Origin of the sequence: Cupriavidus sp. UME77 (assembly GCF_014170355.1) — a bacterium.
GTDB lineage: Bacteria > Pseudomonadota > Gammaproteobacteria > Burkholderiales > Burkholderiaceae > Cupriavidus > Cupriavidus basilensis.
The window spans coordinates 111,977-126,432 of the sequence record NZ_LZZU01000095.1 but is presented as its reverse complement, the minus strand read 5'-3'; the positions used below and the strand labels follow the sequence as shown (position 1 = coordinate 126,432).

Annotated in this window: 10 protein-coding genes; 7 read left to right on the top strand and 3 right to left on the bottom strand. The window is 66.7% G+C overall.

What is annotated here, in order from left to right; genetic code table 11:
- Positions 1–157 precede the first annotated feature (157 nt).
- The 4 genes from A9975_RS36550 to A9975_RS36535 all read left to right on the top strand — a co-directional run bounded on the left by A9975_RS36550 (position 158) and on the right by A9975_RS36535 (position 5,749).
- Positions 158–1,321, top strand: coding sequence for a polysaccharide biosynthesis/export family protein (locus A9975_RS36550; protein ID WP_183036988.1), 1,164 nt, complete (start codon positions 158–160; stop codon positions 1,319–1,321).
- 57 nt (positions 1,322–1,378) lie between these two features.
- Positions 1,379–2,164: a Crp/Fnr family transcriptional regulator gene (locus tag A9975_RS36545; protein ID WP_183037006.1), complete on the top strand. Its 786-nt coding sequence runs from the start codon at positions 1,379–1,381 to the stop codon at positions 2,162–2,164.
- 39 nt (positions 2,165–2,203) lie between these two features.
- Complete coding sequence (locus A9975_RS38695; RefSeq protein ID WP_183036987.1) at positions 2,204–4,663, top strand: polysaccharide biosynthesis tyrosine autokinase; 2,460 nt, start codon at positions 2,204–2,206, stop codon at positions 4,661–4,663.
- 120 nt (positions 4,664–4,783) lie between these two features.
- Positions 4,784–5,749, top strand: a complete 966-nt coding sequence (locus tag A9975_RS36535) for a LysR substrate-binding domain-containing protein (protein ID WP_183036986.1) — start codon at positions 4,784–4,786, stop codon at positions 5,747–5,749.
- A 15-nt stretch (positions 5,750–5,764) separates the two neighbouring features.
- Here A9975_RS36535 and A9975_RS36530 read toward each other — a convergent pair whose 3' ends face one another.
- Entirely contained in the window at positions 5,765–6,625 is an 861-nt protein-coding gene (locus A9975_RS36530) for a transglutaminase family protein (RefSeq protein ID WP_183036985.1), read from the bottom strand.
- A 213-nt stretch (positions 6,626–6,838) separates the two neighbouring features.
- Complete coding sequence (locus A9975_RS36525; protein ID WP_255504262.1) at positions 6,839–7,561, bottom strand: response regulator; 723 nt, start codon at positions 7,559–7,561, stop codon at positions 6,839–6,841.
- Between the two features lie 617 nt (positions 7,562–8,178).
- On the opposite strand from A9975_RS36525, the gene A9975_RS36520 reads away from it, so the two are divergent.
- Together A9975_RS36520 and A9975_RS36515 are read left to right on the top strand one after the other, a co-directional pair.
- Entirely contained in the window at positions 8,179–8,817 is a 639-nt protein-coding gene (locus tag A9975_RS36520) for a response regulator transcription factor (protein WP_183036983.1), read from the top strand.
- Between the two features lie 65 nt (positions 8,818–8,882).
- A complete protein-coding gene (locus A9975_RS36515) occupies positions 8,883–9,617 on the top strand; it encodes an Hpt domain-containing protein (protein ID WP_183036982.1) in 735 nt (244 codons plus the stop codon).
- A gap of 83 nt (positions 9,618–9,700) precedes the next feature.
- On the opposite strand, the gene A9975_RS36510 is transcribed toward A9975_RS36515, so the two are convergent.
- Positions 9,701–13,075, bottom strand: coding sequence for a transporter substrate-binding domain-containing protein (locus A9975_RS36510; RefSeq protein WP_255504260.1), 3,375 nt, complete (start codon positions 13,073–13,075; stop codon positions 9,701–9,703).
- A 432-nt stretch (positions 13,076–13,507) separates the two neighbouring features.
- On the opposite strand from A9975_RS36510, the gene A9975_RS36505 reads away from it, so the two are divergent.
- Complete coding sequence (locus A9975_RS36505) at positions 13,508–14,239, top strand: glutathione peroxidase (RefSeq protein WP_150985009.1); 732 nt, start codon at positions 13,508–13,510, stop codon at positions 14,237–14,239.
- The last annotated feature ends 217 nt before the right edge of the window (positions 14,240–14,456 follow it).

The following is a 14,456-nucleotide window of genomic DNA, read 5'->3' as shown; positions in this document are numbered from 1 at the left end:
GTGTGGGCGTACCTGCGCCACTGTGGCCCAACGTACATAAGGACCAGGTATTGGCGTGAATCTTGCAGCTATCCGGGGGGCGGAACCCCAGATGGATCGTTGCAGGCACAGCGCCCTCAAACGACTTGAATGCGGTTCACGACAAGGAGACGCTGCCATGGCAACCAGGATCTTTCCCGCTCTTGCATTCGTTGCCGTTCTTGGCGGATGCGCGTGGGCACCGGGTCCGGCACTGGACTCGAGTCGCCTGCATGACGACATCGGCGCCAAGACTGGCACCGAAGCGTACCCGGTGCAACTGATCAACGCGGCGGTGATCTCCAGCCAGATCGACGCGGTCGCCACGACCAACAGCAAGGTGACACCCGCCACGGGCGCGGACCTTGCCCAGAGCATCGCGAAGTACGAATACCGCATCGGCCCGCAGGACCTGCTGGGCGTCACCGTGCTGTACAACCCGCAACTGAGCTCCAGCGCGGCGAACATGCAGCCCATTCCGATCGCGCCCGGCGCCGCCGCCGACGGCGCGCAGCAGCAGGCGCCGCTGGAACAGAACGGTTTTCGCGTCGGCGCCAATGGCGAGGTCTACTATCCGCCCGTGGGCATGCTGCGGGTTGGCGGAAAGACCGTGGAGCAGGTGCGCAGCATGATCTCCACGGCGCTGTCCAAGGAGATCCGGGACCCACGGGTCGACGTGCGCGTGGTGTCGTACCGCAACAGCCGGATCGACGTCACGGGGTTGGTGAAGAACCCCGGGTCGCTGCAGGTCACCGATGTGCCGCTCTCGATGATCAACGCCATTGCGCGCACGGGCGGCACGTTGCCCGATGCTGACGTGCAGAAGGTCAGGCTGACGCGCGGCGACAAGGTCTACGAGCTGGATCTCGATACGCTGACCGAGCGGCGCAATGGCGTTGGCGATTTCCTCTTGCAGGGCGGCGACGTCATCAATGTGCCCGACCGGCTCTCCAGCCGGATCTTCGTGATGGGCGAAGTGGTCAAGCCGACCTCGCTGCTGATGAACAAGGGCCGCCTCTCGCTGGCCGACGCGCTCGCCGGTGTCAACAGCATCGACATCCGCGCTGCCGACCCGCGCCAGGTCTTCGTGATCCGCGGCGCGCGCGAGAACCCGACACAGCCCGCCGTGTACCGGCTTGACATGACGCAGGTGGATGCTTTGCTGCTGTCGACGCAGTTCCGCATGGAGCCGCTCGACGTGGTGTATGTGGGCACGTCGGATGCCGTGCGCTTTAACCGGGTGCTCGAGCAGATCACGCCGACCATCCAGACCCTGTTCTTCACCAAGCAACTGGGCAAATAAACCAGGGCTGGCGGGGCAGGCAGTTGGGCAGTTGGGGTCTTGCAGGGGTAACACGTGATGTACAGCCAGCGATTAGCTCCGGACGTCAATCACCTCCTGCGCGGCTTGCCGCGCGATGACTGGGAGGCCATCTCCAACCACCTCGAACTGGTGCGCCTGCGCCCCGGGCAACTGCTGACCGATTGCGGGCAGCATACCAATCATGTGTATTTCCCGACCACGGCGGTCGTCTCCATGCTGTCCTTCCTGGAGGACGCCACCACCGTCGAGATCGCCACGGTCGGCAACGAGGGCATGGTCGGCATCCCGGTGGTGACGGGGGGCAATGCCATGCCTTACCGGCTGGAGGTGCACACGCCCGGGTTCGGCTACCGGCTCGCGGCGAACAAGCTGCGGCAAGAACTGCTGCGCTCGCCGGCAATCCTGCGGCTGACCCTGCTGTACGTGCAGGCGTTGCTCACGCAGATCGCGCAGACCGCGGTGTGCAACCGCTATCACTCGCTGAACCAGCAGGTTTGCCGCTGGCTGCTGCTCGCCGTCGACCGGCTTTGCTCGAACGAGATCGCCATCACCCAGCAGGTCATCGCCACCAAGCTGGGCGTGCGCCGCGAAGGCGTGACCGAAGCCGCCAGGAAACTGGCGGATCTCGGGTTGATCCACTACAGCCGCGGCCACATCACGGTGATCGACCGGGTCCGGCTGGAGCTGCACGTCTGCGAGTGCTATGGCCTCGTCAGGCGCGAGTACGGGCGCTTGCTGTCCAACGGGGATGACGGGCCGGCCTTGCCGGAACGGCTGGGACACGCCCGTGCGCTGGCTGTGTGCGCGCATCACGCGCACTGAGCGCATGAAGGGCATGGAGTGCATGACGGGGAGCTGAGCGTGATTACCTTTACCGAAGTGGGCTTGTCTGCGGCATCGCGGCGGCCGGGTTCCCGCGTGCGCTGGGGCGCGGCCCGGGCACTGCTTGACCATGCCGGCTGGATCCTTGCCGCCATGCTGTTCGGCGCGCTGTGCGGCGCGCTGTATGCGTGGTCGCTGCCGGCCATGTACGAGGCGGACGTACTGGTGCGCCCGGAGTCTGCCCGGCGGCTTGCGCTGAATGCGCAGGGCACGGCCAACGCGGGGCAGCCCGCCGACGAACTGCGCCCGGATGCGATGACCAGCCGCGCGGTGCTGACGCCGGTGGTGCGGGAAACCCGGCTCGATATCGCCGCGGCCCCGCGCACGGTGCCCGTGGTTGGCGCGCTATGGGCGCGGTTTGCCGGTGGCGCGCAGGCAGGACCACTTTCTACACCGCTAGCTGCGCCGCTGGAGAGCCTGTCCGCCTACGCCTGGGGCGGTGAGCGGATCGACCTGATCGCCCTCAACGTGCCCGACGCGCTGCTCAACCAGCCACTGACGCTGGTGGCGCAGGGCGACCAGCGCTTCCGCCTGCTGGGCGAGGACGGTGCGGTGCTGCTGACGGGCAAGGTCGGCGACATTGCGCGGGGCAATGGCGTTTCGCTCAAGCTGGCGCAGCTCACCGCGCGCGCGGGGACCGAGTTCGTGGTGATGCGCCGCGACGCCATCACGGCTGTCGAGCTGCTGGCGCGCGGGCTCAAGCTGGAGCCGCAGCGTGGCACGGCCACGGCAACCGGGCCGAATGGCGCAGCGGCGGGCGCCGCCGCTGGTGCAGCCGCCGACGCGGTGCGCATCGCCTGGCGCGACGCCGACCGGGAGCATGCCGCCGCCGTGGTCAATGCCGTGGCACGCTCGATTGTCGATACGCAGGTTGGCCATCGGCGCGAGCAGGACAACCAGCAGCTGGATTTCGTCACCAGCGAGCTGCCGCGCGTGAAGGCCGAGCTGGAGGCGGCGGAGGCGGCCCTGGCCCGGTACCGCGCGCGCGCCGGGTCATTGCAGCCTTCCCAGGAGTCCCAGTCCTATCTCAGCGGCAGCATCGAGTACCAGCGGCAGATCTCCGGGCTGCGGCTCGAGCGCGCGCGCCTGCTGCGCAATTTCATGCCGCAGAGCCAGGAAGTGCGGGCGATCGACGAGCAGATCGAGCAGCTGCGCGGCGACAGGCGCAGCATGGATAGCCGGCGCCAAGGGCTGTCCGAGGCGGAGCGGGAGTCGGGCGCGCTCAGCCGCGACGTGAAGGTGGCCGAGGACATGTACATGTCATTGCGCAGGCAGGCACAGCTGCTGTCGCTGGCGCAGTCCGACCAGAGCAGCGATGTGCGGCTCGTGGACCTTGCGGTGGCGCCTGCGCTGCCGGTCGGACCGGATCGGGCGCTGGTGACGGGCCTGGCGGCGCTGCTGGGCCTGTTGGCCGGCTCCGGGCTGGCCGCGCTCAAGAGCCGCGCGTCCCGGGGCATGGAGAGCGCTGCCGCGATCGAAGGGAGCCTGGCGCTGCCGATGGTGGGCGAGGTCGTGTTCAGCCCCGAGCAGCTTGAGCTGGAGCGCAAGAGCCTGGCGCAGCCGCGGCCCCTGCGCGCACCGGTCTTGTCCGTGTGCGAGCCGGGCCAGGCAGTACGGCTCGCACACGGCACGGACGACGCGGCGCGGGCGAGCCTGCGCCACTGCGTGTCCACCGCTTCGGTGCACCCCGGCGCGGCGCATGAAGACACAGTGCTGCACGACCGGTACCTGCTCGCACGGCAGTATCCGCACGCCCCGGCCGTTGAGGGGCTGCGCACCTTGCGCGCGTCGCTGCACTTTGCCATGGACGGCGCTGCCAACCACATCGTGGCCATTACCAGCGCCTCCGTGGGGGCGGGCAAGACCTTTGGCGCGGTCAACCTGGCCGTGCTGGCGGCGGAGGCCGGCATGCGCGTGCTGGTGGTCGACGCCGACCTGCGCCGTGCCCGCGTGGCCGGGCAGTTCGGCCTGGAGGGCACGCTGGGGCTGGCCGACCTGCTGGGCGGGGCCCTCACGCTGCATGATGCGATCCGGCCCACCGCTGTCGGCGGGCTGTGGCTGCTCTCGGCCGGCACGCGGCCGGCGAATCCATCCGAGCTGCTGATGCTGCCCGCCCTGCGCGAGGTGCTGCTCACCTGTGCCGCGGGCTTTGACCTGGTCCTCGTGGATACGCCCCCCATCCTCGCGGTGGCCGACGCCGCGCTGGTCGGCCGCGTTGCCGGCGCCACGCTGCTGTTCGTGCGTGCCGACAACACCCCGCAGGAGAAGGTGGTGGAGGCGCTCAAGTACCTGGACCGGGCTCACGCCAACGTGATCGGCGGCGTGCTTAATGGCTTGCAGGTGCGCCGGAGCAACCGGGAGCGCTGCGCCGAGACCAGCGACTACCTGCGCGCGAGCGCGCCGGAGGATGGCACGGTGCCGGCCTGGCGCATCGGCTGACCCGCCGTCTTTGACTTTTGCCTGCGTAGCGGCCACGGGCGCCGCCGCGTGCCCGCGCGTGCGTGCGGGCACACGGCATGCCCGCCATCTTCTCCACCCTTTATCGACCAGAACGGCCTCATGAGAAGCACGAACGGCAGGCACTTGCCCGCGCTGTCCCACCTGGTGGCGCTAGAAGCTACCGTCAGGCTAGCCAGCGTGACGGGCGCGGCCGACGAGCTATGCCTGACGCAGAGCGCGGTCAGCAAGCAGTTGACCGAGCTCGAAGAGTACCTCGGCGTGCCCATGCTGAACCGCCGCAAGGGCGCGGTCTCGCCCACCCAGGCGGGCGAGCAATATCTGCGCGCGGTCCGCAAGGTGATTGCCGAACTGGAGGAAGCCACGCTGGAGGTGCTGACAAGCAGGGGCAGCGGTGGCCGGCTCGATCTGCGCGTGCCGGTTTCGCTAGGCAATATCTGGTTGCTGCCGAGGCTGGCGGGGTTTGCCAAGGCCAATCCCCAGATCCAGGTCAACGTCACCGCCAAGGCAGGCACGGTGGATCTGCGTGCGTCCGGCCTGGACGGCGCGATCCAGGTTTGCACGGGCCCGCCCGAAGGGCATGTCGGCGTCAAGGTGATGCCACTGGCCTTGTTTCCGGTGTGCGTGCCCGAACTGCTGGCGCAGGCGGAGTCCGCCCAGGCTGCGCTGGAGCACCTGCCGCTGCTGCACCAGGCGGAGGCGCTGGAGGCGTGGGCGGGCTACTTCGACGTGATCGGCATGGCGGCGCGCAGGGCCCTGCGCGGGCCGCGCTATGCCTCGCTGGCCATGGGGCTGCAGGCGGCGCTCAGCGGCATGGGAATCGCCCTGTTGCCCGATTACGTGGTGAGGGAGGACCTGAAGGCGGGGCGGTTGGTGCGCTTGCTGGACGCCACCTATGTCTCGCCCAAGTCCTATTACTTTGTTTGCCTTGAGGACAAGTGGCATAGCCCGTTGGTCGGGGTCTTCCTTGCCTGGCTGCTGGCGGAGGTGGCCGCGGATGCGCCCCCCTGCATATCGCCGGAGATGCCGCCCCAGACGCCACCCCAGGTGCCAGCCGGGCATGCATAGGCCGGCCGCCACGCCTTACCAGGTGCAGATGCCCCAGTCGGTGTACAGCGGCATTTCCAGGCCGAGCGCCGTGTCTGTCACCGCATGGATCTGCACGAAGGGCCGCTCGGACTCCACTTTGCCGAAGATCGCCGCGAACGGGATCTCACCCGCATCCCGTCCCGTGCCGATGCGCAGCAGGCCCGTGGGAATGGAGGTGCCGGAGGGGTCGACGAGATACCACCTGCCCGACAGGAAGACTTCCACGAAGGCATGGAAATCCGGCGGCCCGAGCGCGGGATCCGCGCCGTAGTCCAGGCTGCTGGAGATGCGCGCGGGAATGCTCAGCGCCCGGCAGATGGCAATCATCAGGTGCGCGAAATCCCGGCACACGCCAATGCGCTCGACGATCGTGTCCACGGCCGAGGTGCGCTCATTTGTGGACGTCGAGAGGAAACGCACATGGTTGCGTGCCCATTCCCGGATTGCCACGACGCGCGAGTAGCCCCATGGCACCCTGCCGAACTCCCGCAGGGCAAACTCCATCAGGCGGTCGGATTCGCAGTAGCGGCTAGGCGCCAGGTAGGGCAGCACCTCGAAGGGCAGTTGCGCGATCGGCACTTCGTGCAAGGTCGAAGGATCGTCGAGGCGGTGGTCGATATCGACCACGGCTTCATAGTGGATCGCCAGATGCCCCTTGGGGGCGCGCAGCCGGATCAGCCGGTTGCATAGCATGGCATCGGTGTACTGGTCCATGCGCAGCACGGGCGGCACCGTCAGGCGCTCGGAAACAATGCTCTGGCGGGCGGTACGGGCGGCTTCGATGTTGAACAGGAAGTCAGCCTCGGCATCCAGGACTTCGTACGACAGGTCCACCGAGTATCGAAGACGGTTCATTTGATGCCCCCTTGCCCGCGCGGCATGACAGGCGCTTGCTGGATGAATGGTTCATGACAGGGCTCAACGGATCGCCACGGCAGCCGTCAAGCGGGGATGCGTGCCCGTCCATGGTCGCCGCCCCCCAAGGGAAAGTCCAGTGAATCCGTTGAACGCCCTTTGCGGGTGTCACTGGTTTCCCTCGACGCCTGGGCGCCCGCGCTGCTCTATCCTCTATCGCGGGCCGCGGTACTTTGGCCGTGGCACCTTGCGCGCAGCCTGCTTGCGGGGCCGGCCGAGCAGGCCGACGGAGACGGCGTAGCTAAAGAGATCCAGGTCGCCGCGCAGGCCGAGCTTGCGCATGGCGGACACCTTCTGTGTGCTGATGGTCTTGACGCTGCGCCCGAGACTCAAGCCGATCTGGCTGACGGTCATGCCCGACAGGTAGAGCCGGATCACGTCGGTCTCGCGCGGGCTGAGCGCGCTGAACCGGGAGCGCACGTCCATGTCCGGTCCGGTGCTGTCCAGCAGTTGCCGGATCGTCGGCGACAGGTAGCGCACGCCGTCGAGCACCTGCGACAGGCCAACCGCGATATGCGAGGCATCGTCGAGCTTGCTGACCACCGACAAGCGCTCGAACCGGACCAGCCTGCCGATCTGCGTGGGGTTTTCCAGCATGGTGACCACCAGGATCGACAGCGCGGGATAGCGGCGCCGCACGAACTCGATCATGGGCAGGCCGTCTCCATGCAAGCCGCCTGGCATTGCATAGTCCGTCAGCAGGATGTCGCACGGTCGCCGGCTGAGCGCGGCGAGGATTTCAGTCGAGTTCCGCGCGATGCCGGCAATCTCTATGCCCTCGAACTGCGCCAGCAAGCCTCGCAAGCCCAGCAGCATGACGGGATGGTCATCGGCGATGACGATGTGGGATTTGGAGAGCGAGAGGTTAGCCGGCATGGGCATGGGTCCACGACCACGAATGGCGGCAGCGCATGCATCGCGGGGGCCGCTCCGTTGGCCGCGGCATCTGGCGTGGGCAAAGAGGGGTGACGTCGCTCATGGCAGAGTTCCTTGCGCTCTTGAAATGGCGGCGCGGCGCGCCGAAGAAAGTACTGAATTTGTGACTGCTGACTGTATCGCCGGGAACGCCATGCTGGTTTGAGAAATTTCCTCATTTCGCCGCAATTGCGGGGGGCGAGCCGGAAACCGCGCGGCAGCCCGAGGCGCTTCATCGGCGTCCCACTCCCCAGGTCTCTCTTCCGATTGCCTGGGAAGATTCCCAACGCAAGGCGGAGCGACTTCGCCATCCGTTCGCCATCCGTTGAGCGGTCCAATGCCAAAAAAGTGAGTTTTTAGTACTTTTTAAGGCATTCCAACATGCCGGAACGATGTGCCTGCGCACGATGCAGGGTTGAGTCTCCCCCCTCCTTTGGGAAATTTCCGGTGGCTGATTCGGAAGTTTCGCGCCAGTTCGGGGGCAACTTCACCACATAATCCGCGCTTCACCTGCCGATTGGCGGCTGTCGCCCGACGCAGGTAGGTTCGTTTCTTGGCAGTCTTGGGGGAGAGCGTGAGTGGCAACTATCCTGATCGTCGACGATCACCCCGCACTGCGCCTTGTGATCAAGGCCCAGTTGTCGCAAGTGCTTGGGGTCAGCCATATTCTGGAAGCCGACAACGGCCAGACTGCAATCGAAGCCGCGCGGCAGTTCGAGCCCGATGTTGCCGTGCTGGACCTGGATATTCCCCGTATCAGCGGGCTGGACGTGATCCCGCGCCTGAAGCGGATTTATCCGCCGATCCGGATCCTGGTGATTTCGGGCCAGGACCAGGCCGTCTTCGCGCCGCGGGTGCGGCGGGCGGGTGCCCAGGGCTTCGTCAGCAAGTTGCAGGACATGAAGGAAATCGTGCGCTGCGTCGAGTGGGTGATGGCCGGCTACACGGTGTTTCCCGAAATGCCCTATGAGCGCGAGTTGCCGCTCTGCAACCAGCGGGCGGATGAAGAGCGGCTCGCGTTGCTCTCGGACAAGGAGATCGTCATCCTGCAGATGCTGGTCAGGGGCTTGTCCAACAAGGCGATCGGAGAGCTTTTGTTTATCAGCAATAAAACGGTGAGCAGCCATAAGACCCGCATCATGGGCAAGCTGCGGGCTACCTCGCTGGTGGACCTGGTCGACTTAGCGCGGCGCTGCCGCCTGACGCCTTCGCAATGACGCCAGCCAGTGGCCGCTCATCGGCAGTGGGGTAACAATATGCAAATGTTCACAGAGGCAAATACATGATCCGTGCGCTATTACTCAGCACTACCGAGAGTGGCGTGCAAGCGTTGCAGATCAGCGGGCTGGCGGCCGTGCTTGCGGGCCTGGGCTTTACCGTCGAGCACGTGGGCCTGGCCTGCCCGGATCCGGGGCGCGTCCAAAGCGAGCCGCCCAGGCTGGCACTGGTCTGGCTGGCCCATGACCATGCCGGCGAGCTCGCGCGCGGCGACTTCGGCCTGTCGCCGGACAGTCTGTTGTTTTCGGTGGTGCAGGCCGGCGCGCACGCGAGCGTGGTTGATGCCGCCCATGGCGCCGCCTTCGATGCCACACTGAGCGCGCCGGTCAACGTCGGCGCGCTGGCGCACGCGCTGGCCGGGCACGGGTTTGTCGCGGTGTCGCCCGGCGAACGCGCGGCCGTCGGCACGCTGCTCGATACGCTCGCGGGCGGTGACGCGGATATCGTCAGGGACCTGGTTGACAGCCTGGTCGAGACCAACCGCATTGATCTCGATATGATGCGCACGGCGCTGGCGGATGGCGCCTGGCAGCAGTTCGGCAGCGGGGCTCACCGTATCAAGGGCTCGGCCAGGATCCTGGAGTGCGGGGCCCTGGTCACGCTTTGCGGCCGGCTCGAGTCCGTTGCCCAGTTCGGCGACCTTGCCACCGCGCAAGCCTTGCTGCCGATTCTTGCCGCAACGCTGGCGCACCTCGACGCGTCGCTGGCGGCGCTGCGCCCGCGACCCCGAGCGGCCTGAGCGGCCTGAGCGCTATCTCTACCCTAACTGCGATCCCGGTCGCTACCGCGCCCCATGACGGGGGTTCCCGGCAGCTAGCCCGGTTAAGCGTTGTCCTTGGCTGTGCGAGCGCCGCTGCGCAGATGCCCGCGCAACGCGCGTTCCAGCGTGGCCAGTCCCACCGGCTTGACCATCACTTCGCTCATGCCCGCGGCCAGCGCATGCAGGTGATCCTCGCTTTGCGCGCTCGCCGTGCAGCCGATGATGGGGATGCGGCCCAGCGCATCCTTGCGCGCGCGTATCGCGCGGGCCAGGCTGAAGCCATCCATCACCGGCATCATGCAGTCGCAGATGATCAGGTCCGCAGGACACCGCTGCAGGTCCTCCAAGGCCACGGCGCCGTTCTCCGCCGTCTCCACGGCAATGCCAAGCCGCTCCAGCTGGCGCGCCATCAACAAGCGGTTGGGCGCGTGGTCGTCCACGACGAGCACGCGGGTGCCCGGCGCAAACGGCGCGATGCCCGCATTGCCGGCAGGCGGCGCGTCTGCCGGGGGCTGCGAAGCCGAAACCTCCAGGCTGAGGTGCACCAACACGTGCGTGCCGCGTCCCGGTTCACTCTCCAGGGTGATCTCGCCTCCCATCTTGCGTACCAGGTTTTGTGCGATGGACAGGCCGAGCCCGGTGCCGCGGGTGTTCGCGTGCTCCGTTGACTCCACCTGGGAAAACGGCCGGAACAGCTTGCCGATCGCCTCCGCGGGAATGCCGATGCCGGTGTCCTTGATGCTGAGGCACAGCGCTTGCGAGGCCCCCGGCGCGGCAGAGCCGTCGAGCCGGATATCCACGCTGCCGCGCTCGGTGAAGCGGATGGCATTGGAGAGAAAGTTGCTGATGACCTGCTTCATGCGAAGGATGTCCACGCGATGCGCCGGCGCCACGGCATCGCTCACGCAGACGTTCAAGGCCACGCCCTTCTGGGCGGCGACGGGACTGAACATCTGCGTGACTTCATGCAGGCCCTGGCGCAGGCTGGCGGCGCGGGGTTGCAGCGTGAACTTGCCGGCCTCCATCTTGGAGAGGTCCAGGATATCGTCCAGCAGCGCCAGCAGCGATGTGGCCGCGCCATGCGCCGTGTCGAGTTGCTCGCGATCCTCGTGCTGGGCGTGCTGGCGCGTCAGCACCAGTTCCAGCATCCCGAGGATGGCGTTCATCGGCGTGCGTATCTCATGGCTGATCGATGCCAGGAATGTCGACTTGGCGCGGTTGGCGGCCTCCGCGCGGTTCTTGGCGGCAGCCAGTTCGGCCAGCATCTGCTGGCGTTCCGTCACATCGATCCAGCCCCCGACGATGCCCGCCGTGCCGCCATCGGCGCGGCGCAGCGGCACCACCCAGCTGATCACGCTGCACGGCGCGTTGCCGATGGTCAGTTGGCGATCGGCGCTGAACGGCAGGCCGGTGCGCAGCACGCGTTGATAAACGGCCATCAGTTCCTGGTGGCTGATATCGGGGTGGAAGGCGGAGTGCACGAAGGCCGGCCCGGTCCCGGCCAGCGCCCGCCGCGTCGTGCCCAGCGCCGCTTCATAGGCGGTATTGCAGGTGATCATGCGGAACTGGCTGTCGCGCAGGTAGATCGGCTGGGGAATGCCGTCGAGTACCGCCGTCTGGAACGCGACCTGGTCCTGCAAGGCACGCTCGGCCGCGGTGCGCTGCGTTACCTGCCGGCGCAGCGAGGTCACCCAAGCCAGAAACAGCAGGCTGACCAGCGGCAGGGCGGCCGCGCCAGCCATCAGCCATGGCATGAACCGGTGCCAGATGAAGCCCGGCGACCTGGGTTCCATCCAATGCGCGCGCATGGCGCCAAGCTCGTCGCGCGAGATGCTGAGGATGGCCTTGTTGATGATGCCCAGCAATTCCGGGTGCCGGTTGCTGACACCCACGCCGACTTCCAGCGGCACGCCGCCCGCGGCCGCGGCGACCTTGAGCCGGCCGGCATAGGTTTGCCTGAGCATGTGGTCAGCCATGAAGGCGCTGGAGATGGTGGCATCCGCGCGTCCCGTGGCGACCATGCGGAAGGCCTCATCGTACGAGTTGGTCTCGCGCTGGCTCACCGCGTAGCTGGCCCGCACGAGATCGTAGAACCCGTTGAGCGGCGGCCCCGCGATGACCTTGTTGGCAAGGTCGGGCAGGCTCTTGATGCTGTCGTTGCCGGCGCGCGTGACAACGACCCAGTTGCCGGAAAAATAGGGCGCGCTGACCGAGAGCGGGGCGTTGGCGGTGGCGGCATGGTTCAGCGGCAGGATGGGCACCACGTCCAGCGTGCCGTTCTTGAGCGCGGCAGTCACGTCCGCGGCGCTAGCCGGCCAGTAAGGGACGAAACGCAGCCCGGTGCGCTGCGCGATCAGTTGCAGCACTTGCTCGGTGAGTCCGCCCAGGCGTTGCCTGGCGTCGACGAACTGGAAGGGAACCAGGTCGCGCGTCGCCAGGTAGCGCACCTCCGGATGCAGGGCCGCCCACGCGCGCTCTGCCGTGGAGAGCTTGAGCTTGTCGGTGATATCGAATTCGAGCGAGCTGGGCGTCCAGAAGGTGTCGATCTCGCGCCTGAGCGCCGCGGGCAGCTGCGCCAGCACCTGGTCGATGATCCGGCCCAGCGCGGGGTCGCTCACCGCGAACGTGACGCCCTCGTGCGCCAGCGGCGCGAAGTTGTGCGCCGTCAGTTCGTCGTAGCGGTATTGCTCGACGAGGTAGCCGGCCGCGGTGGCGTTGGTGACCATGACGAAGTCCGCGTCCCGGGAGAGCTGGTCGAGCGCGCTGAGCAGGTTCTGGAACGGCAGCAGCCGCGCGCCAGGGTAGGCTCGCTGCAGCAAGGCCGGCGAGACTTCGCCCGCCAGGTAGCCGATGGTGCGGTTGGCCTGGTTGCGCGCAACGTCTCGCCGGGATACGACCTCGATCAGGCGATGGTCGTGGTACGGCGCGGTGCGCAAGCCGGTGCCCGGGTTGTCCAGCGAGGTGGTGATCAGGTCGATGGCGCCGCTGGCCAGATGGCTGCGTGCCAGTTCGTGCGAGGGGTAGCGCTGGATCTGCGCCGGCACGCCAAGCCGGGCCACCACCACAGCAAGGTAGTCGGCGGAAATCCCGCGGTAGTTCCCACTCAGGTCGACCAGGTCGAACGGCGGCAGGTAGTTGCCAACCACGCCCACCCGCAAGGCCCTATGCGCGCGACGCCATGCATGCAACGCCGCATCGTCGCCCCGGGGCGATGCGGCACGGTCGATGACATCGCTTGTGCCGACGGGGTCCAGGCGCACTTGGGCATTCAGGCGCAACGTGCGCAGGGACTCGGCAGGCGGGGCAGCCAGCGCCAGCGTGCCCTGGCAAAGCGCCAGCAGCAGCACCAACAGTTGTCGGCGCCACCAGTTGGCCGGCGCGCACCGGCTCGCGGTGGGCGAACCGTCCACCGGATGCGGGGAACTGCAGATGCACATAAGGGATTCTCGAGGAGGGAAGCGTGCCGCGGTGTGCCTGATCTGCGCACGCATGGGGTTGCAGCCTCCAGGCGACGCCGGGCACCAGCCAGGAAGCGCATGCCTTAGCCCAAATGTACGGGCCGCGCTTGCGCACAGATTTGAGAAATGTCTGAAATGGCCTGCAGAACTTTCCGAGGCTGGCGCACGGGGAATGAGATCCGGGCGGGTCACGTCCGGTGATGCTATTTCTCTGGAGTGATGTTTGAGGCGCGTGGAGGCCGTTTCGGAGGCTTCTTATATCGTGATAGGCCCAGGCTACCCACTCTCAATAGCAAAAAACAATCGTTATCTTTGTAACGATGAATTGTACAAATCACCTTGGCGCGAACAGAATCGGGTCTTCGCTGCAACACGCGGCCATCCACCCCCAAGTCATCCAGGAGCTAACCCATGCTGCAATCCCGTGAAGGTCAACGCGTTCCCAATGTCACGTTCCGTGTTCGCGAGAACAACGAATGGAAGACCGTGACCACGGCCGACTTGTTCGAAGGCAAGACCATCGCACTGTTCTCGTTGCCGGGCGCATTCACCCCGACCTGTTCGTCCACCCACCTGCCGCGCTACAACGAGCTGGCACCGGTGTTCGCCAAGCACGGCGTGGACGCGATCCTGTGCGTCTCGGTCAACGACACGTTCGTGATGAACGAGTGGGCGAAAGACCAGGAGTCGGAAAACATCGTGATGATTCCCGATGGCAACGGCGAATTCACCGAAGGCATGGGCATGCTGGTCGACAAGGCTGACCTGGGCTTCGGCAAGCGCAGCTGGCGCTATTCGATGCTGGTCAAGGACGGCGTGGTCGACAAGATGTTCATCGAGCCGGAAGAGCCGGGCGACCCGTTCAAGGTGTCGGACGCCGACACCATGCTCAACTACATCGCCCCCAACGCCAAGAAGCCCGACCAGGTCGTGGTGTTCTCCAAGGTGGGTTGCTCGTTCTGCGCCAAGGCCAAGCAGATGCTGTCGGACCACGGCTTCGAGTACATCGACGTGCCGCTGGAACACAAGATCCGCGGCAAGGTGCTGGGCGCCTTGTCGGGCGACATGACCGCACCGCAGATCTTCATCAACGGCAAGCTGATCGGCGGCGCCGACGCGCTTGAGACCTACCTGGTTCGCTAAGCCTTAGCCCGCCACGCGACACCCGACACACAACACGCTTGAACGCCGCAGGGCGCGGCGCCGGCAAGGCCGGCAGCCGTGCCCCAGTCGGCGGACCCGATGGCAGCGCCACCCGGTGCCATCCGGTCCGTTGATTGACACAGCCTTTACCAGGAACGCCGACATGACCACCCCGCAGAACGTGCAAAACGCGCAGAGCTTGCAGAACGCAAAGACC

Bases quoted from the DNA above. Each gene is read 5' to 3' on its own strand.
- A9975_RS36550 (WP_183036988.1), top strand. From the start codon at position 158: ATGGCAACCAGGATCTTTCCCGCTCTTGCATTCGTTGCCGTTCTTGGC.
- A9975_RS36545 (WP_183037006.1), top strand. From the start codon at position 1,379: ATGTACAGCCAGCGATTAGCTCCGGACGTCAATCACCTCCTGCGCGGC.
- A9975_RS36535 (WP_183036986.1), top strand. From the start codon at position 4,784: ATGAGAAGCACGAACGGCAGGCACTTGCCCGCGCTGTCCCACCTGGTG.
- A9975_RS36530 (WP_183036985.1), bottom strand. From the start codon at position 6,625: ATGAACCGTCTTCGATACTCGGTGGACCTGTCGTACGAAGTCCTGGAT.
- A9975_RS36525 (WP_255504262.1), bottom strand. From the start codon at position 7,561: ATGCCGGCTAACCTCTCGCTCTCCAAATCCCACATCGTCATCGCCGAT.
- A9975_RS36515 (WP_183036982.1), top strand. From the start codon at position 8,883: ATGATCCGTGCGCTATTACTCAGCACTACCGAGAGTGGCGTGCAAGCG.
- A9975_RS36510 (WP_255504260.1), bottom strand. From the start codon at position 13,075: ATGTGCATCTGCAGTTCCCCGCATCCGGTGGACGGTTCGCCCACCGCG.
- A9975_RS36505 (WP_150985009.1), top strand. From the start codon at position 13,508: ATGCTGCAATCCCGTGAAGGTCAACGCGTTCCCAATGTCACGTTCCGT.